This is a genomic window from Paenibacillus sp. sgz302148, assembly GCF_056120465.1.
This window is the reverse complement of record NZ_JBVYOJ010000026.1, coordinates 1-23206: the sequence shown is the minus strand read 5'-3', so window position 1 is coordinate 23206 and position 23206 is coordinate 1. Positions and strand designations below refer to the sequence as shown.

The 23206-nt window shown below is 52.0% G+C and carries 24 protein-coding genes and 1 pseudogene; 5 read left to right on the top strand and 20 right to left on the bottom strand.

Features of this window, described 5'->3' with window-relative positions:
* Positions 1-33: 33 nt before the first annotated feature.
* From AC0LWM_RS28400 to AC0LWM_RS28370, 7 genes are all read right to left on the bottom strand, one after another.
* Entirely contained in the window at positions 34-1158 is a 1125-nt protein-coding gene (locus AC0LWM_RS28400) for a GNAT family N-acetyltransferase (protein WP_474678406.1), read from the bottom strand.
* 30 nt (positions 1159-1188) lie between these two features.
* On the bottom strand, positions 1189-2268 hold the full coding sequence (gene rsgA / locus AC0LWM_RS28395; RefSeq protein ID WP_474678405.1) for a ribosome small subunit-dependent GTPase A: 1080 nt from the start codon (positions 2266-2268) through the stop codon (positions 1189-1191).
* 561 nt (positions 2269-2829) lie between these two features.
* Positions 2830-4440, bottom strand: coding sequence for a sensor histidine kinase (locus AC0LWM_RS28390; protein WP_474678404.1), 1611 nt, complete (start codon positions 4438-4440; stop codon positions 2830-2832).
* Positions 4437-5123: a response regulator transcription factor gene (locus AC0LWM_RS28385; protein WP_474678403.1), complete on the bottom strand. Its 687-nt coding sequence runs from the start codon at positions 5121-5123 to the stop codon at positions 4437-4439. Before AC0LWM_RS28385 ends, AC0LWM_RS28390 begins: the two co-directional genes overlap by 4 nt.
* Positions 5124-5730: 607 nt before the next feature.
* Positions 5731-6078: an MmcQ/YjbR family DNA-binding protein gene (locus tag AC0LWM_RS28380; RefSeq protein WP_474678402.1), complete on the bottom strand. Its 348-nt coding sequence runs from the start codon at positions 6076-6078 to the stop codon at positions 5731-5733.
* Between the two features lie 43 nt (positions 6079-6121).
* Positions 6122-6946 carry a class I SAM-dependent methyltransferase gene (locus AC0LWM_RS28375; RefSeq protein WP_474678401.1) on the bottom strand — a complete coding sequence of 275 codons (825 nt, stop codon included), beginning with the start codon at positions 6944-6946 and terminating at the stop codon, positions 6122-6124.
* Between the two features lie 60 nt (positions 6947-7006).
* Entirely contained in the window at positions 7007-7816 is an 810-nt protein-coding gene (locus AC0LWM_RS28370) for a phospholipase D family nuclease (RefSeq protein ID WP_474678400.1), read from the bottom strand.
* A 129-nt stretch (positions 7817-7945) separates the two neighbouring features.
* On the opposite strand from AC0LWM_RS28370, the pseudogene AC0LWM_RS28365 reads away from it, so the two are divergent.
* Positions 7946-8152 (top strand): annotated as a pseudogene (locus AC0LWM_RS28365) (DUF898 family protein); the annotation flags it as partial.
* Between the two features lie 105 nt (positions 8153-8257).
* Positions 8258-8758 (top strand): stalk domain-containing protein, encoded by a 501-nt coding sequence (locus AC0LWM_RS28360; protein WP_474678399.1) that lies wholly within the window; start codon positions 8258-8260, stop codon positions 8756-8758.
* A gap of 314 nt (positions 8759-9072) precedes the next feature.
* On the opposite strand, the gene AC0LWM_RS28355 is transcribed toward AC0LWM_RS28360, so the two are convergent.
* Both AC0LWM_RS28355 and AC0LWM_RS28350 read right to left on the bottom strand, forming a co-directional pair.
* Positions 9073-9345, bottom strand: a complete 273-nt coding sequence (locus tag AC0LWM_RS28355; RefSeq protein ID WP_474678398.1) for a hypothetical protein — start codon at positions 9343-9345, stop codon at positions 9073-9075.
* 83 nt (positions 9346-9428) lie between these two features.
* On the bottom strand, positions 9429-9845 hold the full coding sequence (locus AC0LWM_RS28350; RefSeq protein WP_474678397.1) for a YhjD family protein: 417 nt from the start codon (positions 9843-9845) through the stop codon (positions 9429-9431).
* Between the two features lie 206 nt (positions 9846-10051).
* Between AC0LWM_RS28350 and AC0LWM_RS28345 the strand changes: the two genes are divergently transcribed.
* Positions 10052-10786 carry a stalk domain-containing protein gene (locus tag AC0LWM_RS28345; RefSeq protein WP_474678396.1) on the top strand — a complete coding sequence of 245 codons (735 nt, stop codon included), beginning with the start codon at positions 10052-10054 and terminating at the stop codon, positions 10784-10786.
* Positions 10749-11189: an Arm DNA-binding domain-containing protein gene (locus AC0LWM_RS28340; protein WP_474678395.1), complete on the top strand. Its 441-nt coding sequence runs from the start codon at positions 10749-10751 to the stop codon at positions 11187-11189. Before AC0LWM_RS28345 ends, AC0LWM_RS28340 begins: the two co-directional genes overlap by 38 nt.
* 292 nt (positions 11190-11481) lie before the next feature.
* Here AC0LWM_RS28340 and groL read toward each other — a convergent pair whose 3' ends face one another.
* From groL to AC0LWM_RS28290, 10 genes are all read right to left on the bottom strand, one after another.
* Positions 11482-13116, bottom strand: coding sequence for a chaperonin GroEL (gene groL, locus AC0LWM_RS28335; protein ID WP_474678394.1), 1635 nt, complete (start codon positions 13114-13116; stop codon positions 11482-11484).
* A 64-nt stretch (positions 13117-13180) separates the two neighbouring features.
* Positions 13181-13462: a co-chaperone GroES gene (groES, locus tag AC0LWM_RS28330; protein ID WP_474678393.1), complete on the bottom strand. Its 282-nt coding sequence runs from the start codon at positions 13460-13462 to the stop codon at positions 13181-13183.
* A 327-nt stretch (positions 13463-13789) separates the two neighbouring features.
* Positions 13790-14458, bottom strand: a complete 669-nt coding sequence (locus AC0LWM_RS28325; RefSeq protein WP_474678392.1) for a DUF559 domain-containing protein — start codon at positions 14456-14458, stop codon at positions 13790-13792.
* A gap of 566 nt (positions 14459-15024) precedes the next feature.
* On the bottom strand, positions 15025-15789 hold the full coding sequence (tatC, locus tag AC0LWM_RS28320; RefSeq protein ID WP_474678391.1) for a twin-arginine translocase subunit TatC: 765 nt from the start codon (positions 15787-15789) through the stop codon (positions 15025-15027).
* A gap of 17 nt (positions 15790-15806) precedes the next feature.
* The gene (locus AC0LWM_RS28315; RefSeq protein ID WP_474678390.1) at positions 15807-16085 is read right to left on the bottom strand and encodes a twin-arginine translocase TatA/TatE family subunit; all 279 of its coding nucleotides are present in this window, start codon (positions 16083-16085) and stop codon (positions 15807-15809) included.
* A gap of 44 nt (positions 16086-16129) precedes the next feature.
* On the bottom strand, positions 16130-17140 hold the full coding sequence (locus AC0LWM_RS28310; RefSeq protein WP_474678449.1) for a molybdopterin-binding protein: 1011 nt from the start codon (positions 17138-17140) through the stop codon (positions 16130-16132).
* Positions 17140-17631 (bottom strand): MogA/MoaB family molybdenum cofactor biosynthesis protein, encoded by a 492-nt coding sequence (locus AC0LWM_RS28305; RefSeq protein ID WP_474678389.1) that lies wholly within the window; start codon positions 17629-17631, stop codon positions 17140-17142. Before AC0LWM_RS28305 ends, AC0LWM_RS28310 begins: the two co-directional genes overlap by 1 nt.
* A gap of 152 nt (positions 17632-17783) precedes the next feature.
* Complete coding sequence (moaC, locus tag AC0LWM_RS28300) at positions 17784-18266, bottom strand: cyclic pyranopterin monophosphate synthase MoaC (RefSeq protein WP_474678388.1); 483 nt, start codon at positions 18264-18266, stop codon at positions 17784-17786.
* A gap of 108 nt (positions 18267-18374) precedes the next feature.
* Complete coding sequence (locus AC0LWM_RS28295; protein ID WP_474678387.1) at positions 18375-19004, bottom strand: 5-formyltetrahydrofolate cyclo-ligase; 630 nt, start codon at positions 19002-19004, stop codon at positions 18375-18377.
* Positions 19005-19300: 296 nt separating this feature from the next.
* On the bottom strand, positions 19301-20116 hold the full coding sequence (locus AC0LWM_RS28290) for an AAC(3) family N-acetyltransferase (protein ID WP_474678386.1): 816 nt from the start codon (positions 20114-20116) through the stop codon (positions 19301-19303).
* Between the two features lie 206 nt (positions 20117-20322).
* Here AC0LWM_RS28290 and AC0LWM_RS28285 point away from each other — a divergent pair, with 206 nt between their 5' ends.
* Positions 20323-22257 (top strand): ABC transporter ATP-binding protein, encoded by a 1935-nt coding sequence (locus AC0LWM_RS28285; protein WP_474678385.1) that lies wholly within the window; start codon positions 20323-20325, stop codon positions 22255-22257.
* A 545-nt stretch (positions 22258-22802) separates the two neighbouring features.
* Here the strand turns inward: AC0LWM_RS28285 and AC0LWM_RS28280 are convergent.
* Positions 22803-23114, bottom strand: a complete 312-nt coding sequence (locus tag AC0LWM_RS28280; protein WP_474678384.1) for a hypothetical protein — start codon at positions 23112-23114, stop codon at positions 22803-22805.
* Positions 23115-23206 lie beyond the last annotated feature (92 nt).

Here is a 23206-nt window from a genome sequence, read left to right as displayed (position 1 = left end):
CGTTAATTTGTCAATATAAATTTTCCGGATCATCTACGATACCGACAGTTCACCCTCAATCGCCGCACTATCCTCGCCGTTATACACATACTGGCGGTCGGTCAAAGACTGCAGTCCTCTCCAACCTTTTGCTAAGGCGATGCCGTAATAATGCTTGGCACGTTCAAGCTCGCCCGTCAAATAATACATGCAGGCGGCATTCCAATACACTGCCGGATAGCCGTTCCAATCCCAGCCTTGATCCAATGCTTGCGCATAGCTCCACGCGGACCGGGCGTAATCGGGCTGCACTCCGTATCGTACATCGCCCCGCATATAGTGATTTCCGTTAATGAGAAAGTTGCTTAGCGGGTGAGTCCATCCAAACCGTACCGTATGTTCGTTCATTTTTGAAAAACCGGCCGACAAGGCCGTATGCCACGAGCCCTCGTTGCTGTGCCAGCACTGCCAGCCTACTCTGCGGATTCCGCGCCGCTTGGCAAGGGAGAGCGCGCCGGCTGCCATTTTGCGCCCCCAACCTTGCATGCGGTACGCCGCGTCCGTTTCGATGCCGAACTCGCATACGTCTCCGACGACCCAATCCGATAGGCACCAGCCGATGATCGCTGCACCTTGGTCCGTCTCCATTAACGCCGCTGAGCCAAACCCACGGTGCAGGAAAGCCTCTATTGAAGGCCATCCTTTCAGTATTTCGTGAATGATGCCGTCTACGCCATCCCAATCTTGACGCAGCAAGCTCTCATCTACTATAACTAAGCCGTCCGCGGGTGTTTCCTCCACTCGCTCCAGGTCATGCGTCAACGTCAATCTTCCGCTTTTCATCGAATACAGATCAAGCAGCGCAATCTCGACGCCTTTCTCCCACTCCTCGCGGTTCGGGTAAAAAACGACATAATCCAGCTCTCGCTCCGCATAGAGTCGAGGCAAAATAACATCCCTTAGCTTGGCGTTCATCTCTTGCAGGAACAGGACATTACTGGCGTTACCGCCGAAAAAAATACCCTGCGGACTCGTTAGCATAGCCGTAGTGCCGTCCTCGGAAAGCTCAGCGGTGCCGGGCAATTCGCCGCGAAGCGCACCTTCAACGGATACGTGATGATTCATTTCCCGAAAAATAAATTCGGCTTGCTCCAAATGTTCTTTGCGAATCTTCATCATGCAAATCCCCTCCGCAATAAATGTGCGCCGTTAACGCCTCGAAAATTTTTCCTGCTTCTGCAATAATACTTTTTTCCTCTCCTCGAGCCTTTTAATTTCCTTGGACTGGGCGACATATCGCGAATACCGCTCCCGGGCAAGCGTACCGCTTGCCAGTGCGGCTTGTATGGCGCAGCCCCGCTCGTTTTTGTGCGTGCAGTCGAAAAACTTGCATTGCGCGATCAAGCCGGCGATGTCCCCGTAGACCGAGTCCAGGTCGTCATCCTCCGCCCACAGCTGAAGTTCTTTCATACCTGGCGTATCGATGATCATGCAGCCTGAAGGGTGAAAAAACATTTGCCGATGGGTCGTCGTATGCTTTCCCTTGCCGGAATGCAGGCTTGTTGTTTTCGTCACCTGGACGTCCCGCTCCAGCAGCGCATTCAGCAAAGTCGACTTGCCCACGCCCGAAGAACCGAGAAACACAAGCGTTCTGCCTTCCTGCATATATTCGCCGAAGGCATCCAGTCCGATGCCGTTTGCCGCGCTGATCGGCAGCACCCGGGCGCCGCGGGCGACTTCTTGCGCTTGCTTCAAATACGGCTCTGCATCGCCGCAGACGTCGATTTTGCTGAGCACGATGACGGCTTCCAGCTTGCTCGCCTGAACGAGCGTCAAATACCGTTCCAATCGGGCGACGTTAAAGTTGCCGTCTAACCCGCACAAAATGAATACCGTATCGATGTTGGCCGCGACGACCTGCTCTTCGGTGATGCCGCCATCCAGAACGCCTTTGTGCAATTTACGGCCGCCGGAAATCGGCATTTTGCGCGAGAACCCGTTTTTTCTGGGCACGATTTGATGAATACGCCCATGCTCGGCAAGCTTGATCCGTTCCGCCAGCACAAAATCGCCTACAACCGGGAAGTCTTTCAACGCCTTGGTCCCATAACGGAATTTGCCCGTCACCTTCGCCGCAAACTCCCCTTCCTCCGATACAACCTGATAAACGTCGCCATACTGTGCGATCACCCTGGCAACCAAACGGCCGCCTTGGTCAGGCAGCACGGTTTCTCCACGATTGGTCAAGCCCCAACCAAGCTCATCTAGCGTCTTGTTTCCATCCATCATTCGTTTATTTATCCTCCATATCACCCGATTTTGAGAACAGCAAAAAAACCGCAAGGCTATGCCTGCGGTTTCCAACATCGAGAAGACGGGAGACGTTTGCAAAAAGGCACGGCAAACAGAACCCTCATCCTCGAATATGAGCAGTATGATCCTTATCTACATCAAGGGCAGACATAGGAAACTCCGCCCGTCACTATTCAGTTCGCAATCACCATCATCGTATTGACTTGCTTAGCCCGGCGTTTCATGCCGCTCACTCCCTTCAAAATAACCGTATGCTATCATCATAGTCTTCAGCGTCCGAAAGAACAATTGTGCAGTTCGACTATACGAATTTTTTCCCGGCACAAAAAAGCTGCGCCGCGAAGATCATCTTATTGGATGACTACGCGACGTAGCTTGTAGAATGCGAGCGAAAAAGTGAGGAACGAAGGTAAAGCTGCGGCACTCTTCAGCGCTTGGGCTGACGCAGTCCAAGGCGAATAGCGGTGCAGCCTGATGGTCACCACGTGGTAAAACACCGTTGTTGTTGCCTTGAAGCGCGGGCCCGCTTTTTCCGACTTACTCCGTTCCTGCTTCGTCTACGGGAAGCTTCACCGTAAACACGGAGCCTAGCCCTTTGCGGCTTGCGACTTCAATTGTTCCGCCGTGCGCCTCCACGATTGACTGGGAAATCGCAAGCCCGAGGCCCGAGCCGCCGAACTTGCGGCTGCGCGCACTATCGCTGCGGTAGAAGCGTTCGAATATTTTCGGCAGATGCTCCTCGTCAATTCCCGTGCCATTGTCCTCAACGGACAAAATGACCATCCTTCGGGAATCTACGGCACCTGAGTCGGGAGCGGTACTGCCGAAAGCCGGTAAAGCTGCAACTTTGGCGTTCAGTCTAACGACAATACGCCCTTCTCGAGGATCGGTATGCTGAACGGCGTTATGGAATAAGTTCAAGACGACCTGCTTGATTTTATCGGCATCGCCTACGATCGCAACCGGCTCCTCGGCCTCCATTTGAACGGTACGCTCGGCGGCCAGCATCCGCAGCTGCGGCTCCATCTCATGGAGCATATCTTCCATGTGGATTTCCGTCCGGCGAAGCTCGGGGGTTCGATCGAACTTGGCGAGCAGAAGAAGGTCCTCCACCAGCTTATTCAGCCGCTTGGACTCGCCTTGCATGCTGTTCAAGGCACCGTAAAGCTGCTCTTCATTAGAAGCCGCGCCTCGCAGCAGCACTTGCAAAAAGCCGTGTATCGATGTCAGCGGAGTGCGAAGCTCATGCGAGGCATCGGCAATGAAACGCTGCATTCTCGTCTTCGCCTCCCGTTCCGCTTCGAACGAAACCTCAAGCCGCTCCAGCATGCCGTTGAACGATTGGGACAACCGATCGATCTCCTGCTGACCTTGTTGAACGGGAAATCGTTCACCAAGATTGCCGGCATCGATTTGCTCGGCGACACGGCCGATGCGCGTAAGCGGCGCCAGCGTCCGCTTCAACACCGAAGCGTTTAACGCCAACCCGCCCCCCAAGGCGAGAACGGACAAGGAAATAAACGTAAGCAGCTGCTGCATAAGCTGCCTTTGCAGCGGCTCCGTATTCGCGCCCATTTGGATCAGCCCCTGAGGGTGATCGGGGTGCCCGGCGATACGAACGACAACCCATTGTTCGACGCCGTCACCGTCGGTAACCAGTCTATTCAAACCGAGCGGGTCGGCGGTTTCGATCAGCCTGCTATATTCCTCCGGCGAAAGCCGCGGCGACTTCATTCCGTATTCCGCGGAAACGTCGGTGAACGAACCGTCCGGTCCGATAAACGCGAGTGATCGGTCGGGGATGAACAATAACGGCCGCTCGTTTCGGTTCGTGCCCGGCTGCCGATACCCTTCCTCGAACAACTTCGTTTCAGCGATTTTGGACTGTTTGCCGGCCTCGCGATCGGAGTCGTCGTCGTATCCGCTTTTATCCCCCTTGAAGAATCCCATCTTGGGCAGCGACATCATCTGCGCCTCCATCGCTTTGGTTTGGTTGCGGTACAGGAAGTCCTTCGTCAGCCAATATTGCAGAAAGCCGATCAGGACGAGCAGCGCGGCCAAAACGAACAACGAGCGGGCAAGCAGCTGATACAGCAGCGAGTGCGGTACGAACAAACGCTGCAATCTTCCTTTCACGCCGCCACTCATGGCAAATCTACCCGATATCCGGCCCCGCGCAAAGTTCGGATAAGCTTGTGCTCTTTATCGTTCAGCTTGTCGCGCAAGGAACGGATGTAAACTTCAACGATATTTTCCTCTCCGCCGAAGTTATAGCCCCATACCCGGTCCAAAATCATCGTTTTGCTGAGCACCATGCCATGGTTCATCACCAGAAATTTGAGCAGCTCGTACTCCGTCGGCGACAACGACAGCGACTGCTCGCGGAATGCGAATTCTTTCCTCCGGTCATCGATGCGGAACGGCCCGTACACAACCTCGCCGAGCAGATCGGGGAACTGGTTGCGCAATCGTGCCTGAATGCGGGCCAGCAGCTCGTCGAAGCTGAACGGCTTGACCAAATAATCGTCCGCGCCGAGCGTTAAGCCTCTGACGCGGTCCGTCACTTCATCCTTGGCGGTCAGCATAATGACGGCGATGTTGTCCCCGGTTTGTTTCAGCATCCGGCATGTTTCGAAACCGTCCAACTCCGGCATCATGACGTCGAGAATAACGACATGCGGACGGAAATCCGCCGCAACATCAATTGCCATCGCTCCGTCCTGTGCGGTTTTCACCTCATAGCCTTCATTGATCAAGCCCATCTCCAAAAATTGCAAAATATGCGGTTCGTCGTCAGCCAGCAATATTTTGACCCCTTTAATCGGTTTCATTGCTTCGTACCTCCGCCTGAAATAAATCGTCGTACCCCATTATAAGCCCAAATGCTGAAATTAATCTGAATATACGTAGGCCGGAGAGGCCCCCTCTTCGATTTGAAGAAGCTGATTCTACAATCGGAGCGGGCTGGCTCGTATCGAAGAAACTGCAAAAAGCCGCAGAGGATCTCCTCTTCGGCTTATTAGTTAGGCTTCGATCGTAAGTCCTACCTTGTAGCCTATGTCTATACGCTAGCATCATCACATATCGATCGAGTCGCTCCGGTCTGGTCGTCGAATTTTTATGTTTTAACTGTAAAACTGCATTTAATTTATACGTTTTCTCCTTTTTCTGATTAGATAACTGGATAACTGCAGTTATTTCTCGCCATTTTCCGGATTTACGAGTAAGGTCGAATAAACAGATGCAGTTTTGCAGTTATTTTGTACCACGTCCATGCCCTTCTAATTTTATCTGTACTTTTTCAGTTATTATAAGCCGCGTCCCTGCTTCCTTTAATAAACTGTAAATTTTCCAGTTGCTTGGGGCCTGTTGTCATTCCAGCACGCGGCGCGCTGACCATCAAAGCACAAAAGCCATGCTCGCTCGACGCGAAAGCAATCACTTCTTCGCCGCGGCATCATAGCCGGCGACGAGCCGTTTCGGGGCAACGCTTTTCCACGCCTGAACGATTAGAACATGAAGCTCGGCAAGCGCGATGCGATCCATGCGCACGATCATGTAGTTAAGCGTGGAATAGCTGGCCGGAACGCTGTAAATATCCGGCTCCATCGTGGTATAGGCGAGCCGGTCGTCCTTTGTCGTTTTGACGAGAAGCGATACGCCATCCTCTTGGAGGACAGCGAATATTTTGTCCCGCACGCGGAACGACGGTTTTCCCCAATGTCCGGTTTCCACGGCTTCCGGCATCGATAAAGCGATGCTCCGCACTTCATCCGGCGTAATCATAAAGGCACTCCTCCTTTGGCTTTCACATCCTCTGTTTGCGAGCCTAACCTCGCGGTTTTCGCGCGCTGACGACCATAAAAGACTTATCTTGCCGAAAGCCGGGCGTGTACCCGTCGTCGATTTCGATTTCGCCGAATCCCGCTTTTTCCAGCATCAGCTCAAATTCATTGCGGTAAAACCAGCGGACCTTCATCATGTCCCGATGTTCTTCCTCCAGCTCCCCGTCGCGGAACACCTCGTACTTGTACGTTGTCGTTTTCAGTTGTTCCCAATAATCGATCGACACATGCTCGGTCAGCATGACGTCGGCTCCGTCTTCTCTCGTTTTGAGCGCGATGAAATGCCAATCGTCGGACGGGTTGTCGATATATTTCTTCGGTACGTTCAGCGTGAGCAGCAGTTGCCCGCCCGATTCCAGATGCGCGTAAAACCTGCGAAGCGCCTCCATCGCATCGGCGCGATCCGTCAGCAGAATGAATGTATTGCTCGGGATAAAAATCGTGTTGTACTTCCGCGGCAGGTCCAGTTGCTGCATCGGTTGGCGGTACAACATCGGTTGTACGCCCGCAATTGCCGCTTTCCGCTCGCAAAGCGCCAGCATTTCCGCCGAATAATCCACGCCGTCGACTTCCAGGCCATCCTCCAGGAGCGGGATCAGCAGCCTGCCGGTGCCGCAGCCGATTTCGGCAGCCGGACCGCCGTTTGCGACAATATGCCGCTTGAAAAACGTAAAATCCGTCGCATCCCGACCCGGGCCGTACCATAAATCATAATGGCTCGCGACAAAACCTTGGAAGTGCTCGTATGTATCGCTTTGCGCCGGCTGCTTTTTTCCCGTGCGGGTATCTTTCGTGCGACCCTCACTCAAGTGACTCTCTTCAATGCGACTCTCACCCACGTCAATCTCCCCCGCTTCGCTAAATTCCGGTCATTTACCCGCCGCCTTAAACCCGGCTGCCTTGGCATCGTCCTCCGTGCAGAACATCATTTCGGCTTGCGTCTGCTTATAAGACCGGCCGCCCGGCATATGGTAGATTTTCTCCTGCTTCGCGGTAATATTGCCTTTGATTTGCGGATCGGAGCAGTCTCCGGCCGCCGAAACGTCCGTTTCCTCCATGTCCGCCACGTCCGCTTCGGGCGACTGCTCGCCCTCGTCCTGCGCGATGCGCGGCTTAATCTCCTCGAAGCCTTTCGTATCGTTCCACATCGCCTCGAATTCCGCGCTAAACGCCTTGGCGATGTCCTCGTTCGGCAGCACCATGATGACCTCGTCGTTTGTCGTGCTGGCTGATTTGGAATAATTGAACGAGCCGGTCGTTGCGACTTTTCCATCCGCTATCGTAACTTTCAGGTGCATCAATCCGCTGTGGGTATTAATCTTGATCGGGATGCCGGCGCTGCCTAGAATTTTCAAAGCTTCTTTCTGGGATTTGCCGCCAGACTGGATTTTGTCCGTAATGACGCGAACATCGACGCCGCGCTTCTTTGCCTCCTTGATCGCCGCCACGACATCGGGATGCGTCAAGCTGTAGATGGCGATATCGAGCGTCTGCTTCGCCGACTGAATGACCTCGATCAGCAGCTTTTCCGGATGTTGTTCCGCCTGGGTGAACGCCCAGCGGATTTGCTTTTGCGATTGCTCCGACATTTCCGCGCCGCCGGGTTGGCCTTGCTGCCCGAGACCGCAGCCGCTCAGCAGAAGAAGGAGCGAACATATTGCTAACATTGTTTTTTTCATGGCTGTACCTCACTCATCATCAGAACACCTATTCGATAAATAACGATACTGCATGTTATACGTTTGGGCAACAACAAATTGCGCAACTTCTTCCCAGACTCGACAAAAACATTTATATCGTAAACGCTTCCGTGGAGCTTGACGATGCTTTATCGATGGAAGATCGAGCATACGGTGATCGAAGGTAGAAGGCTGAAATTCAACGGTTCGGCCATCGGATTGTTCGGCAACTGGATCAAGTGGTGGCTGCTGTGCGTGATCACGTTAGGGATTTACGGCTTTTGGCTGTTTACCGCCTTGGAGAAATGGAAGGTCAAACATACGACGTTCGAATAGACCCAAGCTCGAATAACCCCATGCTCCTCGCTCTTTCCGTGTTTTCCATAGAGAGGTAATAGAGTCTGTGCTATACTGGTGTTAAAAAAAGCAAGAGGTCGAATCATGAAGAAAAATACCTATCTGGCGATTGGCATTTTGCTCGGAATCGCTTTGGGCGTTTCTTTCAGCATGCTTGCGGATCTTATGTCAGAGAAAGACAATAAAGTAGACGTAATCATCAATGGCAGCAAGCTTGGCGCGGCGATCGTCGTTGACGGCAAAAGCTTCGTGCCGGTAAGGGAAATCGCCGAGGCCGCAGGCTATAGCATCAATTTGCAGGACGAGAAGATCGTGCTGACCAAGAAGCCGTCCGTGCAGATGTATATGGAAGGCATCCACCTAGCCGAAAAACGGCTAAGAGAGCTGGAAAAATCCCAGGAAGCGGTCAGGAAAGCATTGGAGGATATAAGCAGGGGAAGTTCGAAATATACCGCCGAAGAAATCAAACGTTTCCAATCGAGGCTCGAAACGTTGCAATACGATCAGGCTCGGTTGGAACAATATAAGATCGTGGCCCAGCAAAAATTGCGGGAATTGACCGATAAAGCAGGACACCAAGAATAACGGGTAAGCACCGTCCTAAGTAGCGCAACGTTAACCAAGAAATCTAACCAAGTATAGAGTAAAAAAAGGCATCTCGAAGTTCAAAGAACTCGCGAGATGCCTTTTTTGTATTACATCATGCCGCCCATACACTTGCATTTCTTAGCAAGTTTCCCACGAAAACTCCCATTTTCCCGCAAGCCTTTATATTCTAAGGCTCGCGGGCTTTTTCTTTTTACGTTCTTTCCATATTATTAGTGTGTTTCCCATGAAGAAATGTTGTTCCTAAGGGACAAACGAGGGACATTGCCTTTTAGCATCCATGCCACAGAACCTCATGTTCCTGTACTCAAATTCCCGACTAATCCATGCTTTTTCCTTTCCTCTAATACAGAACTAACCGAATCGTATATATCGTCCATTTCCTCGGGTGTATGCTCGGTTTTACAACAATAGCAGATGCGTATCGACCCACGATTTATATCAATACCTAATAAACGTTCCACGTTAACCTCAAAGAAATCAGCGATCAATTTAAGATGCTCATCAGATGGTGTTACATTGCCATCCTCATACAGATCGTTCGATTCCGGTTCCGTCTGTGACATGTTGAACAGTTTTCCTATGATTTGTTCTTATCTTGCTAATTCTATATCCGATTAAATTGTCCATGTCCTCACCTGTCTTCTGATTAAAAAACCGCCGAAAAATATCTGCCCAGGCGCACACTCATTTCTGCTTTGATCGTATCGCGCGTTATCCCTAAACGTCCCTCGTAACCATGATAAACATAACGGTACCACATCGTCCCGTCGATCTGCTCATCCTCCCAGTATTTGAGGTTGTTCGACCGGAGCGCTTTTCGTGCTTGTGCCAAATCAGAGTTAACCAGATCAATTAGAACATCAGTCGCCAGAACAAATAATTCCTGCATAGGATGGTCTGCTTTGGTTATGTTATTTCGGCCATTAGAAACAATGGTGAGTATCGCCTGCAGCAGAATGGATTCATGGATTAGCTGTAGCTCTTCCTTACCTGGCGCTAGGCGTACTTCTGTCTTTGGCCGCATCTGATCAATCAGAACTTCCCTGTGCTCCGGCAGCATCATCCTGCTGGACTCCCAGCGCCCGTTGTCAGCAAGCTTCTTGCTTATTTTGTCCGCCTTCAAAATAGGAACATTTATTCGCATTATATACGATCAATATGAAATAATGCGAGATGGAGATAACCCGACTTTCATAAAATTTTCTTTGCTGCCCTGTATAATTCTGTAATATAATGTCGTTATATCAAATTAGAAAGCGAGGTTTTGAGATGAAAAAGAAATTTGCAATCATTACTGCAGCAGTATTAAGCGGAGCAATGCTGTTCAGCGCTGGAGTTTTCGCGGCGCGGAATTATACGGTGAAAGTAAACGATAAGATAGTCAACGTCGATGTAAAAGAGATTAATGGATCTACATACGTACCTCTGCGAGCAGTAAGCCAGATGTTAGGGGCGAAAGTCGACTTCGACCCAGCTACATCGACGATCAAGATCAACATGCCTACGTCGACAACAACACAACCAACGACGCCGGCGTCATCTGATTCAGTGAACCGGAAAAACCCTGCAGCTCTCGGAACGGAATTATCCTTTACTGTTAAGAATACACTAGACTCATACAAGGGAAAAATATCCATTGAAGAAGTGATTCGTGGCGAGGAAGCATGGAGGCAAGTACAAGATGCAAACATGTTTAACGACGCACCAGATGAAGGCTTTGAATATATGCTCGCAAAAATCAATATCGCAATTACAGATAATGATAACGATGACAAAGTGGCTGACATCTCGCAAGCTGATTTCACCCTTGTGTCCTCGTCAGGGAAAGACTATAACCGCAAAAGTGTTGTAGCACCAGAGCCGAGTATAGACGCATCACTTTATAAGGGCGCGTCTAATACTGGATGGGCTGTCTTCCAGGTTAAAAAGGACGACGCTAACCCGGTGATTACTTTCGGCAGAAAGTATGACGGCACTGGCGGCGTTTGGTTTAAAACAAAATAATGTAGCCGAAAGAGCAGCGAAGCATTATGCCTCCTGCTCTTTTTTATGTTCCAGTATATCCCCTATCCCAACTTCCAGAAAAACGCAAAGCCGGTCCAGCGTCTCCAAATCAACACGCTTAAGGGAATACCAAAAGTTGGCTACTTTCCGACAAAAACATTGTAAATGCGATGAAGGGAAACGTTGTACATGTGGAGCGTCATGGAGTTTTCGGGCCTATACTGAAATTGACCCGCAAACAGGCCGACGCAAGCAAGTAGAGAAAGGCGGATTTAAAACCAAGAAAGAGGCTGAACTGGCAGCAGCTCAGCTGGAGCTGGATGTACACCATGGAACTTTTGTGGAAGAGAAAGATTTCGCACAAGAATGGTATACCCTATACATGGGTACTGGGCACCGGTAGGGTACGGCAACACGAGTTAAGCAGATTACGCCCATTTTTCGGCAAGATATCAATTAAAGACATAACCAGGGGAAGCAGAAGTAATCACTTGAAGCAATTATGGAGCGTCTCGGCCACCAAGACGATGAAACAACTCGAAACATATATCTACACGTTACCAAGCAAAAAAAGAAAGAGGCCGCTCATAAGTTCACAGCACTCATGAGAGACCTCGATCTTCCAAGGGACGAATAAGGGACACACCCCTCATCAAAACCCCAATCTCTTACTACACAAGGGATTTAACCCCGTATTACATCATGCCGCCCATTCCGCCCATGCCGCCCATGTCAGGCATGCCGGCGCCGGCTTTTTTCTCTTCCGGTTTGTCGGCGATAACCGCTTCGGTCGTCAGGAACATTGCCGCAACGGAAGCCGCGTGCTGCAGTGCGGAACGCGTAACTTTCGCAGGGTCAACGATTCCCGCTTCGAACATGTTTACCCACTCGTCGGTAGCGGCGTTGTAGCCGATGCCTACGGATTCTTTTTTCAGGCGCTCAACAATAACGGAACCTTCTTGGCCCGCGTTGCTAGCGATAATGCGAACAGGCTCTTCCAGAGCGCGAAGTACGATGTTCACGCCGGTTTGCTCGTCGCCGGAAGCTTGAACTGCTGCTACTGCGCCGTAGACGTTCACAAGCGCCGTGCCGCCGCCGGATACGATACCTTCTTCAACTGCTGCGCGAGTCGCGTTCAATGCGTCTTCGATGCGCAGTTTGCGCTCTTTCAGCTCGGTTTCCGTCGCTGCGCCAACTTTGATAACCGCTACGCCGCCAGCGAGCTTCGCAAGACGCTCTTGCAGTTTCTCGCGGTCGAAGTCGGAAGTTGTTTCTTCCAGCTGTGCTTTGATTTGCGTTACGCGTGCGCCGATGTCTTTTTTGTCGCCAGCGCCGTCAACGATGATCGTGTTTTCTTTCGTAATGCGAACTTGACGAGCGCTACCCAGTTGATCCGGACGCGTCGACTTCAGTTCAAGGCCGAGTTCTTCCGTAATCACTTGTCCGCCTGTTAATGCCGCGATGTCGCCCAGCATTGCTTTACGACGGTCGCCAAAGCCAGGAGCTTTAACCGCTACGCAAGTGAACGTGCCGCGCAGTCTGTTGACGAGCAGCGTCGCAAGAGCTTCGCCTTCTACGTCTTCAGCGATGATCAGCAGTTGTTTGCCGGATTGAACGACTTTTTCAAGAACAGGAAGAATTTCTTGGATGTTGCCGATCTTCTTGTCCGTGATCAGGATGTACGGATTTTCAAGAATCGCTTCCATTTTGTCCGTATCCGTGATCATGTATGGGGAGATGTAGCCGCGGTCGAATTGCATACCTTCTACGACTTCCAGCTCCGTAGCGAAACCTTTGGATTCTTCAACGGTGATAACGCCGTCTTTTCCCACTTTTTCCATCGCTTCCGCGATCAGTTGGCCCACTTCGTCGTCAGCTGCGGAAATAGCCGCAACTTGCGCGATCGATTGCTTGCCTTCGATTGGTTTAGCGATGCTTTGCAGCTCTTCAACAGCCGCTCTAACCGCTTTGTCGATGCCCTTGCGGACAACCATAGGGTTGGCGCCTGCCGTTACGTTTTTCAAACCTTCGCGAATCATCGCTTGAGCAAGAACGGTAGCGGTCGTCGTTCCGTCGCCGGCTACGTCGTTCGTTTTGGTCGCTACTTCTTTAACAAGTTGCGCGCCCATATTTTCAAAAGCGTCTTCCAGCTCGATTTCTTTCGCAATCGTCACGCCGTCGTTCGTGATCAGCGGGCTGCCGAATTTTTTCTCCAGAACGACATTGCGTCCTTTTGGTCCAAGCGTTACTTTCACTGCGTTTGCAAGCGCGTCAACGCCACGAAGCATTGCACGGCGAGCGTCTTCGCTAAAACGAATATCTTTTGCCATGGGTAAAGTACCTCCCTAGAATTGTTGAATTTTATTGTGTAAGTATATGAGGAGCTTCGCTCGATTACGCAAGAATTGCGTGAATGTCGCTTTCCTTCATGATGAGATATTCTTTGCCTTCGTATTTCACTTCGGTTCCCGCATATTTGGAGAACAATACGAGATCGCCTTCTTTGACTTCAAGCGGAGTGCGCACGCCGTCTTTCAAGGTTCCGCTGCCTACAGCGATGACTTTGCCTTCTTGCGGCTTTTCCTTCGCCGTGTCCGGCAGCAGGATACCGCTAGCTGTTTTCTCCTCTTTTGCAAGAGGTTCGATAAGTACGCGTTCGCCTAAAGGTTTGATCATGAGAAAATCCTCCTTTGAAAAATATGTTTGAGTGTGAATATATGTTGGTTGGCGTTGTTAGCACTCGACATGCGTTAGTGCTAATAACCAATACTTATGATACTCATTTTGCCATCACTTTTCAAGTGGGTCGGCCGCAATTTCATCATTTTTTTAAATGAGCAACGCGATCGAAGCCCTTCAACGTTAAAATATACCCTCACCATTGTATCCAAATAGTGGAGTTGTATGCAGTTGGCTGGCTGCACGCTGACGGGATGGTAGGCGTGGTTGCGCTGCTTTTTGCCATTGCAGACGTGTTCGTGGTCGACACTGTTGGCGGCTGACTCAATTATCATAATTGCTCAGACGGTAGCCCGTCACTTTTGCCTTAGCTTGAATCGGAAGCAGCAATCCTTCTTGAACGAATCGGACAAGCCAGTTGTGGGCAGTTCTTTGAGTCACCCCAAAATCCCTAATAATATCCGATGTTCGGATGATGCCGTCGTTCCGCAGGGCAATACCTGCAAACAGCTTCCGGCGGGCCGTCCAAACGTCGTGGTCTTCCGTCGTGATCCCGTTATGGACAATCGTCCACCAGTGTCCGATCGATTGCAGAATTTGCCGCTGGCAGACCGTAGCCCGTCGTTCCACCTGATTGGCGGAAAATCGAAGCACGCGCCAGCCCGCAAGGATCAGATCGTTTTGCCGCATCAGATGATCGTCAAAATCGCCCGGCGAAATATCTCTTGCATGTGTCGTAAAACCATCGATCTCCATCACTAGCCGAATCCCGTTCCTTACGTACACAAAGTCCATGAAACGCTCTCCGCCCTTAAAATCCTTGAACGGATACTCCGCATGCAAACCATCAAAGCGGTATTGAAATGCCGGCCCCCACACCTCCTGCAAAAATAATCTTTCGTATTTTCCGATTGATTTGCGGTAATGCCCGTTCTGCCTGGAAGCTTGCTCGAATCGTTCGATATACTCTGCTACAGCTGGGTGCAATTGCATGTTCATCGTCCTCCTTTATTTGTACAAGCGTGAATATAAAGCAAAAAGCACACGTCACCTATGTAACATAGGCGAGTGTGCTTCACTTCGCGTAAATGGTTATTGTTGAGGCTAGTTTAACCTTAAAAATGGGATGATGCAAGAAGCCGTGTCGTAGGCGAGAGCTTCTTAAGAGCTTGGTTTTCGACGCTACTCTAGAGCTTCGGAGCATTTGAGCCTTCATAGTGCTTCTTTTGGAGCTTTTGGAGCCTCGTTGCAGCTTCACAAAGAGATTGGGTTGAAATCCAAATCAGCTCTTCCCTTTGAGGATCATTGCTTTAAAAAATTCATTCAGAAAAAATATTCTGAATTTCAGAAACGAATTTCTGAATTTTATGGGATTCTATTGCGATTCACGAACATTCAGAAATTATTTTCTTATTTTAGCCAAAATTTTCTGAATTTCAGCCAAAAGTTTCTGAATACCACAATTTTAGTCGATTAGATCCGCCAACAAAGAAAAAACATTCTGAAATTCAGCCAAAAATTTCTGACTTACAGTTCTGCGGAATTAGTTTCTGAACAGCTCAAATCCTGCCTGTGTCAAACGCTTCTTCCCACGCCTTGTCCGCCGCGAGCTGCTTCCGGTAAACCAGCTTGGACATCAGCACGCTGAACTCATACAGCAGCAGCAGCGGCACCGCTACGAGAAAATCGGAGACGAAGTCCGGCGGCGTCACGATCGTCCCTACCGCAATCAGCACGAAATACGAGAGTTTGCGCATTTTCTGCAGCCTCTTCGGGTTAAGAATGCGCAGCCTCGTCAAGAACATGATCACGATCGGAAGCTCGAATAGGAGCGACATCGGAATGAGAATGTTGAACATAAACGAAAAATATTGCGCCATCCCGTACGTCTCCGTCAGCTCCATATGCTTCGCGACATTCGTCGTAAAGTACACGGCCATCGGGAAAACGACAAAATAGGCAAACGCCAGCCCAAGCAAAAACAACAGCAGCGCGCCCGGAATATAACGCAGCGTCGCACTCTGTTCTTCCTTGCGCAATCCCGGCTTTACGAACGCCCACAGCTGATAAAAAGCAAACGGGAGCGCGACGATCAAGCCGATAATAAAGGCAAATTTCATATAAATGCTGATTCCGTCCCACAGCGAAAAAGCGTGCATCGAGATTCCTTTAGCCGGCTCCACGGATCTCAAATAATTGTAGATCGGGTCCGCGCCAAAAAAACCGCCGATCATCGCCAGCACGAGCACGATCAGCACGTAGATGATCCGCTTGCGCAGCTCGCCGAGGTGGTCGAACAGCGTCATGTCTTGTTTTTTGGGCATCGCTTTCACCTTTTCGGTCAGTCGGGCAATCTGCGGTTATCGTTGTTGTCGCGGCGGGCTTCAGCCTGCGGCTCAATCACCTGCGTCCGTGCCGTTTCGGATGGGCCAACCTCTTTGCGGGCATGCTTCTGTCCGTCGTTATCGTCGTCGGACATAATGTCCTTGGCCCCGTTCTTAAACTCGCGAAGCGTGCGTCCGAATGCGCGGCCGAGCTCTGGCAGCTTGTTCGGCCCGAACAGCAGCAGCGCCACGATCACTAATAAAATGACGCCGGTTACGCCAATTCCGTTAAACATTTTCGTTTCCTCCTCATACTTAATCTCATAAAATATACGATCTATTAACAACCGTACATGCCGCCGTACCCTAACTCCACGATATCGCGCCGCTCAATCGTTTCGCCGGCCAATATTCGGGGCAGCAGCACATCAAACGAAGTGTATGGATCGTGCATAACGCATCCCGGCAAGCCGAGGATCGGTGTATTGCCGATATAGGCCATCATGAGCATCGACCCCGGCAACATCGGCGTTCCGTAGCTGACCACGCGGGCTCCCGCCCGGCGTATCGCGCCCGGCGTCCGATCATCGGGATCTACCGACATGCCGCCAGTGATTAATATCATATCATACTGCCGCCGGGTAAAATAAGAAATTTCCCTGACAATTGTTTCACTATCATCCGGCGCAAAACGCTGTTCCACGACCTCGGAGCCAAATCCCGCGATTTTCTCCTTCACGACAGGCCCGAACTTATCTTGTATCCGCCCGGAGTAGACTTCGCCGCCCGTCGTCAGCAGCCCAACCTTAAACGGCAAAAAAGGCTTCACCGTCACCGCGCCGCCTTCCATGCGCCCATCCGCAGCTAGCCTTTCCACATCGGCAATTTTCGCAGCCGGAACGATCAGCGGAATGACCCGCGTGCCGACAAGAGCCTGTCCCGGCATCACAACCGTATTCGTCCGCACCGTGGCAAGGGCGATCTCGCCCAGCTCATTAACGGCATCGACGAGCGACCGGTCGATTTTGGCCAGCCCGTGAATGGCCGATTTTAATGCGACTTTGCCTTCGTGAGACTCGGACAACGTCACGTTTTCCCCTGCAATCGCATGCGCCATACGCAGCGCGGCATCGTCTTCGTGCAGGAAGCCTTCCTGCAGATCGAGTATATAGATATGCTCCTTGCCGATGTTAAGCAGGTTCGGAATATCTTCTTCCCTAATGATATGGCCTTTTTTGAAAAGCCGGCCTTTGAACTTACCCGGAATAATCTGCGTCAAATCGTGGGCAAGTACCATGCCGATCGCATCCTCCACCCGCACCTCGCGAAGCATCGAATCAATGTTGCTCATCATTCATGCTCGCTTTCCCGGCCGGACAAAATGCTCAGCGCATGCGGCAGTTGATCCATAATGGCCGATAAATTTTCCGCGACGCCTTTCGGACTTCCCGGCAAATTAACGATCAACGTGCGGCCGCGAATGCCGCAGACGCCGCGGGAGAGCATCGCCCTGCGCGTTTTGGCCATCGACACTTGACGCATCGCCTCGGCCATGCCCGGAACGACGCGGTCGATCACCTTCAGCGTCGCCTCCGGCGTCACATCGCGCATCGCAAGTCCCGTACCGCCCGTCGTCAAAATCAAATTCGCTTTGTAGTAGTCCGTCATTTCGATAAGAGCGGCCATAATTTCGTCCATCTCGTCGGGTACGATCCGGTAGTCGACGATTTCGCCCTCGATCTCCTCTTCCACAAGCTCGCGAATCACCTGCGCGCTCGTATCTTCGCGTTCGCCGCGTGAGCCTTTATCGCTTGCAGTCAGCACAGCCACTCTCCAGCGCATAGCATCAACCTCCCGTGAAATCGCTTTGATCTATAAAGGTCAAGGATAAACGGCTTGCTCCTTCCTGATCGGCGCATTCGTTATCCGATGAAACATATGATCGTGATGATGAACTTACAATGCGTATCGTGCATGAATTACGCAGCTTGCCGCTACGCTTTCTCGTAATTGCCGCTTTTGCCGCCGGTTTTGGAGAGCAGCATCGTGGGGCCGATGACCATGTCTTTTTGCGCCGCCTTGCACATGTCATATACCGTCAGAGCCGCAGCCGATACGGCCGTAAGAGCTTCCATTTCGACACCCGTTTTCCCGGTCGTCTTCACCGTCGCTTCTATATATAAAGCATCTTCCCCGTTGTTCGTGAATTGGATATCGACGCCGGTAAGCGACAGCGGATGGCACATCGGAATCCAGTCCGACGTTTTCTTCGCCGCCATAATCGCCGCAACCTGCGCGACGGCCAGCACGTCGCCTTTGCTCATTTTCCCCTGCAGGATCAATTCGAGCGTCGAACGGCTCATCGTCACGGTCGTATGCGCGCGCGCAATCCGCTCCGTGTCCGACTTGGTTGAAATATCAACCATCCGGGCTCGTCCCTGCTCGTTAAAATGCGTCAAGCTCGATATATCGCTCATTCCCCCGATTCCCCTTTCGACCTCTAAACGCCGAATCAGAACGTTTGTTTCGCAAATTCCAAATCTATTTCATATCATGATGATCATAAATCATATCTTCATTGTACTTCAATGTGAAGATGGGCGTCGCCCGTCAAAAGATGAATTTTCCGTGATTACCGCATCAAGACGAAAATCATGCTCTTCCATCGGAACCGCATCGAACAACTGAACCTCAAATGCCGGTGCCAGCGTTAGCGGCTTCTCCACAGCTACCGTTTCCAGCTTCTCGAAAAAACGGTCGTAATAACCGCCCCCATACCCTAATCGGCCGCCTAACCGATCGAATGCAAGCCCTGGGACGAGGATGATGTCGATACAAGATAAATCGCCGACAACCGGCGTACCTTCTTTCGGTTCAAGTATCCCCCATGCACCTGCCTCCAGGTCGTCCAAACTTTCGATACGGTGCAGCTCGAATTGCTGCGTCGAAGGATCGACCTTGGGCACGATCGTTTGGATGCCATGCTGCCGGCCCCATTCTACGAGAGGCAGCGTATCCGTTTCGGTACGGAACGGGATGTACGTGAACAGCGTTACGCTCGAATGTGCCGCCAGGAGCGGGCGAAAATACCTTTCGATGATGTGCTCGCAGATAAGCCTAGATTTGGCGGCACGCTCCGCTTCGGTTAACGATGCGCGGCGCTCCTGGGCTTCCCGGCGCATCCGGTGTTTTATTTCTATGAAGGAAAGATTCATGTGAGGGATGATCCTTTGGGTTACATTTGCTCTAGTTTACCATGCTTGTTCAGGCTTTGCCACAAATCGTCATCCGAATGATCGGAAATGAGCGAATCAAGGATCAGGGAGGGAAAATTGTCGCGATGGTTCAAGAAATGCACGAAGGTGAAATTTAAGATGAGACGGTTCGGTTGCCGTCGTTATTGGAACATGTGAACTCAAGCGCAAAATGCAAGCCGGTTCGGAAGACAGGTTCGTCTCTTATCGTTAAAAATCCGACATCGCAGCTCGTTCGCCGTCGATGCCGGATTGCATTATCGGCGATGCCGCGTCATCCAGCCAGCCGCAAAATCGACAAGCTCCGCCTGCGGCAAGAGCAACGCATCGGCTTCGGCGACTTTCCCGGCCCGCACTTGTCCTCCGCCCGACGCGAACGCCTCCCCTATCGCTTCAAAATCATCCGTATCGGTGTCGATATCCTGATACTCTACCCAAGCGCGCCTCCCGTCGACCATCATCGGGGCTCCGTTCGTGACGACCTGTTTGCCGGCATAATTCGCCCGGTATTCCGCCAAATGGAGCGACGTATTGTTGCCATGCCCAACCCCAAGCAGCAGCACCGAACCGCCCAGTTCATAAATACGTGCCAGCGGAGATCTTTCTCCCAAGCCGTAATCCAACGATTGACCGGCGATGATAAATTCCGCATGCCTGCCCCTCGCGGCAAAAGAAAGCTGCGGATGCGCGCTGCGCAGCGCGCCGTGCTGCTTGCGAAACGTTTCCGGTATAAGCCCCATGCTTGGGCAAGGCGACAAATCCGGCTCATAAGGCGGCATCGTCTGCCGGATCGTTTCCCACCATGCCTCAGGCACAGGCGGATTTCGCCAGCCTGCCGGGTCGGACATTTCGCCGCATTGCGTCGGCATCACAAGCGTACCCGATTCGTCCAATATCCGCTCTAGAGCATGAATAACCGCAACGGGGCCGCCAACAACCCAGCTCCCCAGCGATTTAAGCGAAGAGTGCAGCAGCACCGTCATGCCCGGCTCCACGCCCAGTTTTTGAAAATCCTCGATTAATGTTTCCACCGTAATTAGCCGCTTATACTCCAACTTATTCAGCTTGCTCATCTAAAACGCCTCCGTTCGAACCTTTACGTCCATTATGGCGTCAGACGCGCGCCGCCATCCAGTGAAAAAATGTGTAAAACGAAAGGTTGCGTCGCACTTTGCTTCAATATCATGTAAACTAGAATTGCAGATATCGCCATGAGCCTTCATTACTATTTTCGCATCGTGTCGATTTGCAGTAACGATCTATTGAAAGGTTGTCGAGTATGCTTCTGCAAGCTAACGGAATCAGTAAAAATTACGGGGTCAAATCCGTATTGACCAATATATCGCTTCAAGTACTGGAACGCGAGCGGATCGGGCTCGTCGGCGTCAACGGCGCAGGCAAATCGACCCTCCTCCAAATTTTCGCCGGCGAAATGTCGATGGACGGCGGGCAAATTTTTAAAGCGAAAGAAACCCGCATCGGCTATCTTGCGCAAAACAGCGGCCTGCAATCCCACCGTTCGATTCGCGAGGAGATGCTCGCCGTTTTTGCCGATTTAATCGACCTGGAGCATGAATTGCGGGCGCTGGAGGCCGACATGGCCGATCCTGTAATCCAGCAGGACACAAAGCGTTACGAGGATACGCTAAACCGGTACGCCGCCAGGTCGGAAACGTTCCGCGAACGCGGCGGTTACGAGATGGAAGCGAGAATCCGCGGCGTCTTGCACGGAATGGGCTTCGGCAGCTTCGATCCAGCGACGCCGATCCATACGTTAAGCGGCGGGCAGAAGACGCGCCTGGCACTCGCCAAAATATTGCTCGAAGCACCCGATATTCTCATGCTGGACGAGCCGACCAACCACCTGGATATCGCGACCCTAACGTGGCTCGAAGATTACTTGCGCGGGTATCCCGGCGCTATTCTTGTCGTATCGCACGACCGGTATTTTCTCGACGCGCTCGTCGACACGATATACGAAATCGAGCGCACGTCGTCCAAGCGCTATACCGGCAACTATAGCCGTTACATGGAGCTAAAAACAGCGGAATACGAGATTCAGCTGAAGCATTACGAGAAACAACAGGAAGAAATATCCAAGTTTGAAGATTTCATCCAGAAAAATATCGTTCGGGCATCAACGACAAAACGCGCGCAAAGCCGCCGCAAAGCGCTCGATCGGATGGATCGTCTCGACAAGCCGCTCGGCGATTTGAAAAAAGCGCATTTTTCGTTCGAAGTCGAGCAAACGACCGGCAAGGAGGTGCTGGCCGTCCAGCAGCTGTCCGTTTCGTTCGACGGCGAAAATCCGCTGTTCCGAAACGCGTCGTTTGATCTTTGGCGCGGCGAAACCGTTGCGCTGATCGGTCCGAACGGGATCGGCAAATCGACGCTGCTCAAAGCGCTGACCGGCGATCTGCAGCCGGACGGCGGCACGATCAAATGGGGCGCCAACGTGCGCATCGGCTATTATGATCAGGAGCAGACGGGCTTAAACTCGAGCAATACGGTGCTCGAGGAAGTATGGAGCGCATACTCCCACTTGGAGGAAGCCCGAATTCGCACGGTGCTCGGCAATTTCCTGTTCAGCGGCGAAGACGTGCTGAAGAAGATCGGCAGCCTAAGCGGCGGCGAAAAAGCCCGCGTTGCATTAGCCAAGCTGATGCTGCTCAAAGCGAACGTGCTGATCTTGGACGAACCGACGAACCATCTCGATTTGTTCAGCAAAGAGGTGCTGGAATCGGCGCTGATCGATTACGAAGGAACGCTGTTATTCATATCTCACGACCGTTATTTCCTGAACAAAATGGCGGAGCGCATCGTAGAACTATCGTCCTCCGGCACAAATCATTTCCTGGGAAATTATGACGAATATTTGGAAAAGAAAAATGAGATTGCCGAATTGGCCGCCGAACGACAGCAATCCCTTGCGACAGACAAAATCGGCAAATCCGCGGCCGCCGTCGAAAAAACGACCGACTTCGAAGCCGGCAAACAAGCGAAACGCGACGAACGGGCTAAGCAGCGGAAGCTGGAGCAATTGGAACGGGATATTGCCCGGCTGGAGGAAGAAATCGCCGCCGTCGAGGAAGAACTGGCTCAGCCGGAAGTCTACAACAACTATGTCATCGTGCAGGAGAAACAAGCAATGCTCGAGGAGAAGAAGTCAACGCTTCAACAAGCTTACGAAGAATGGGAAACGGTCGCGGAGTAAAGTGGGATGCCAGGCAGGATGATGCCTCCGTCGGGCTCGGCATTTAGAACGGGGTGCACGGCATAGTTGTTGAGCTTGGCGGATGGAACCGATGCAACTTGTTGCGGCTGAGCTGGGCATTTAGAATGGGATGCACGGCATAGCTGTTGAGCTCGGTGGATGGAACGGGATGCAACTTGTTGCGGCTGAGCTCGACATTTAGAACGGGGTACACGGCATAGCAGTTGAGCTCGGCGGATGGAACGGGATGCAACTTGTTGCGGCTGAGCTCGGTGAATAGAGCGTGATGGCACCGGCTTTTCGTACAGAGCGCTACTACCTCACCGAGCTTGACCGGCGTGAATAGTGCAGACAGTACCCCGCAGCTTAAAGCTTGCCGGATGAGCGATAAATAAGTTACATGTAACAACAAAAAACGCCGTCTTGGCACGATCCTGTGCACAAGACGGCGTTTTTTGGCATTAAAGCGATGCCGGGTCCTCTTACCGCGTATGCCCCCGGCGCACTGTGTGGCGTCGCATGACGGTGTCAATCCATACCGACGGCTAGTCTTCGCGCTCGCCTCTGGAGGGCGCCGGTTCCATCCCGGCACCCTCTTCCGGCGTCAGCCGAAGCAGCAGCATCGGCACGGCGATGTACACAATCGCCGTGGCGGCGGCCACAACGCCGGAGTCGTTGATCAGCAGCGCGGCGACCGCGCCGACGGCACTTGCGGCGAACCCGTGCATCAAATATGGGTGCCGCTCCTGCCACCGGCGGAACATGCCGCGCTGGAGCCATACCGTCACCGCCATCACGAACAAGGCGGTGACCAGCAGCTTGCTCCAGGAGGAGACGCCGATCAATCGCCAGTTCATCCGCAGCTTGCGGATGACCATATCGGCGATGGCGTCATAGCGTCCCTCCTGGAGCAGCCGCATCGCGCGGCCGATGTGGCTCTCCTGCGCGG

Excerpts from the sequence above, each read along its gene's own strand:
- AC0LWM_RS28345 (WP_474678396.1), top strand. The coding sequence starts at position 10,052 with ATGAAAAAGAAATTTGCAATCATTACTGCAGCAGTATTAAGCGGAGCA.
- AC0LWM_RS28280 (WP_474678384.1), bottom strand. The coding sequence starts at position 23,114 with ATGAACTGGCGATTGATCGGCGTCTCCTCCTGGAGCAAGCTGCTGGTC.
- AC0LWM_RS28285 (WP_474678385.1), top strand. The coding sequence starts at position 20,323 with ATGCTTCTGCAAGCTAACGGAATCAGTAAAAATTACGGGGTCAAATCC.
- AC0LWM_RS28295 (WP_474678387.1), bottom strand. The coding sequence starts at position 19,004 with ATGAATCTTTCCTTCATAGAAATAAAACACCGGATGCGCCGGGAAGCC.
- AC0LWM_RS28350 (WP_474678397.1), bottom strand. The coding sequence starts at position 9,845 with ATGATGCTGCCGGAGCACAGGGAAGTTCTGATTGATCAGATGCGGCCA.
- AC0LWM_RS28315 (WP_474678390.1), bottom strand. The coding sequence starts at position 16,085 with ATGTTTAACGGAATTGGCGTAACCGGCGTCATTTTATTAGTGATCGTG.
- rsgA (WP_474678405.1), bottom strand. The coding sequence starts at position 2,268 with ATGATGGATGGAAACAAGACGCTAGATGAGCTTGGTTGGGGCTTGACC.
- AC0LWM_RS28355 (WP_474678398.1), bottom strand. The coding sequence starts at position 9,345 with ATGTCACAGACGGAACCGGAATCGAACGATCTGTATGAGGATGGCAAT.
- groES (WP_474678393.1), bottom strand. The coding sequence starts at position 13,462 with ATGATCAAACCTTTAGGCGAACGCGTACTTATCGAACCTCTTGCAAAA.
- AC0LWM_RS28305 (WP_474678389.1), bottom strand. The coding sequence starts at position 17,631 with ATGCGCTGGAGAGTGGCTGTGCTGACTGCAAGCGATAAAGGCTCACGC.
- AC0LWM_RS28325 (WP_474678392.1), bottom strand. The coding sequence starts at position 14,458 with ATGCAATTGCACCCAGCTGTAGCAGAGTATATCGAACGATTCGAGCAA.
- AC0LWM_RS28360 (WP_474678399.1), top strand. The coding sequence starts at position 8,258 with ATGAAGAAAAATACCTATCTGGCGATTGGCATTTTGCTCGGAATCGCT.
- moaC (WP_474678388.1), bottom strand. The coding sequence starts at position 18,266 with ATGAGCGATATATCGAGCTTGACGCATTTTAACGAGCAGGGACGAGCC.
- groL (WP_474678394.1), bottom strand. The coding sequence starts at position 13,116 with ATGGCAAAAGATATTCGTTTTAGCGAAGACGCTCGCCGTGCAATGCTT.
- AC0LWM_RS28385 (WP_474678403.1), bottom strand. The coding sequence starts at position 5,123 with ATGAAACCGATTAAAGGGGTCAAAATATTGCTGGCTGACGACGAACCG.
- AC0LWM_RS28290 (WP_474678386.1), bottom strand. The coding sequence starts at position 20,116 with ATGAGCAAGCTGAATAAGTTGGAGTATAAGCGGCTAATTACGGTGGAA.
- tatC (WP_474678391.1), bottom strand. The coding sequence starts at position 15,789 with ATGCCCAAAAAACAAGACATGACGCTGTTCGACCACCTCGGCGAGCTG.
- AC0LWM_RS28400 (WP_474678406.1), bottom strand. The coding sequence starts at position 1,158 with ATGATGAAGATTCGCAAAGAACATTTGGAGCAAGCCGAATTTATTTTT.
- AC0LWM_RS28390 (WP_474678404.1), bottom strand. The coding sequence starts at position 4,440 with ATGAGTGGCGGCGTGAAAGGAAGATTGCAGCGTTTGTTCGTACCGCAC.
- AC0LWM_RS28380 (WP_474678402.1), bottom strand. The coding sequence starts at position 6,078 with ATGATTACGCCGGATGAAGTGCGGAGCATCGCTTTATCGATGCCGGAA.
- AC0LWM_RS28370 (WP_474678400.1), bottom strand. The coding sequence starts at position 7,816 with ATGAAAAAAACAATGTTAGCAATATGTTCGCTCCTTCTTCTGCTGAGC.
- AC0LWM_RS28340 (WP_474678395.1), top strand. The coding sequence starts at position 10,749 with ATGACGGCACTGGCGGCGTTTGGTTTAAAACAAAATAATGTAGCCGAA.
- AC0LWM_RS28310 (WP_474678449.1), bottom strand. The coding sequence starts at position 17,140 with ATGAGCAACATTGATTCGATGCTTCGCGAGGTGCGGGTGGAGGATGCG.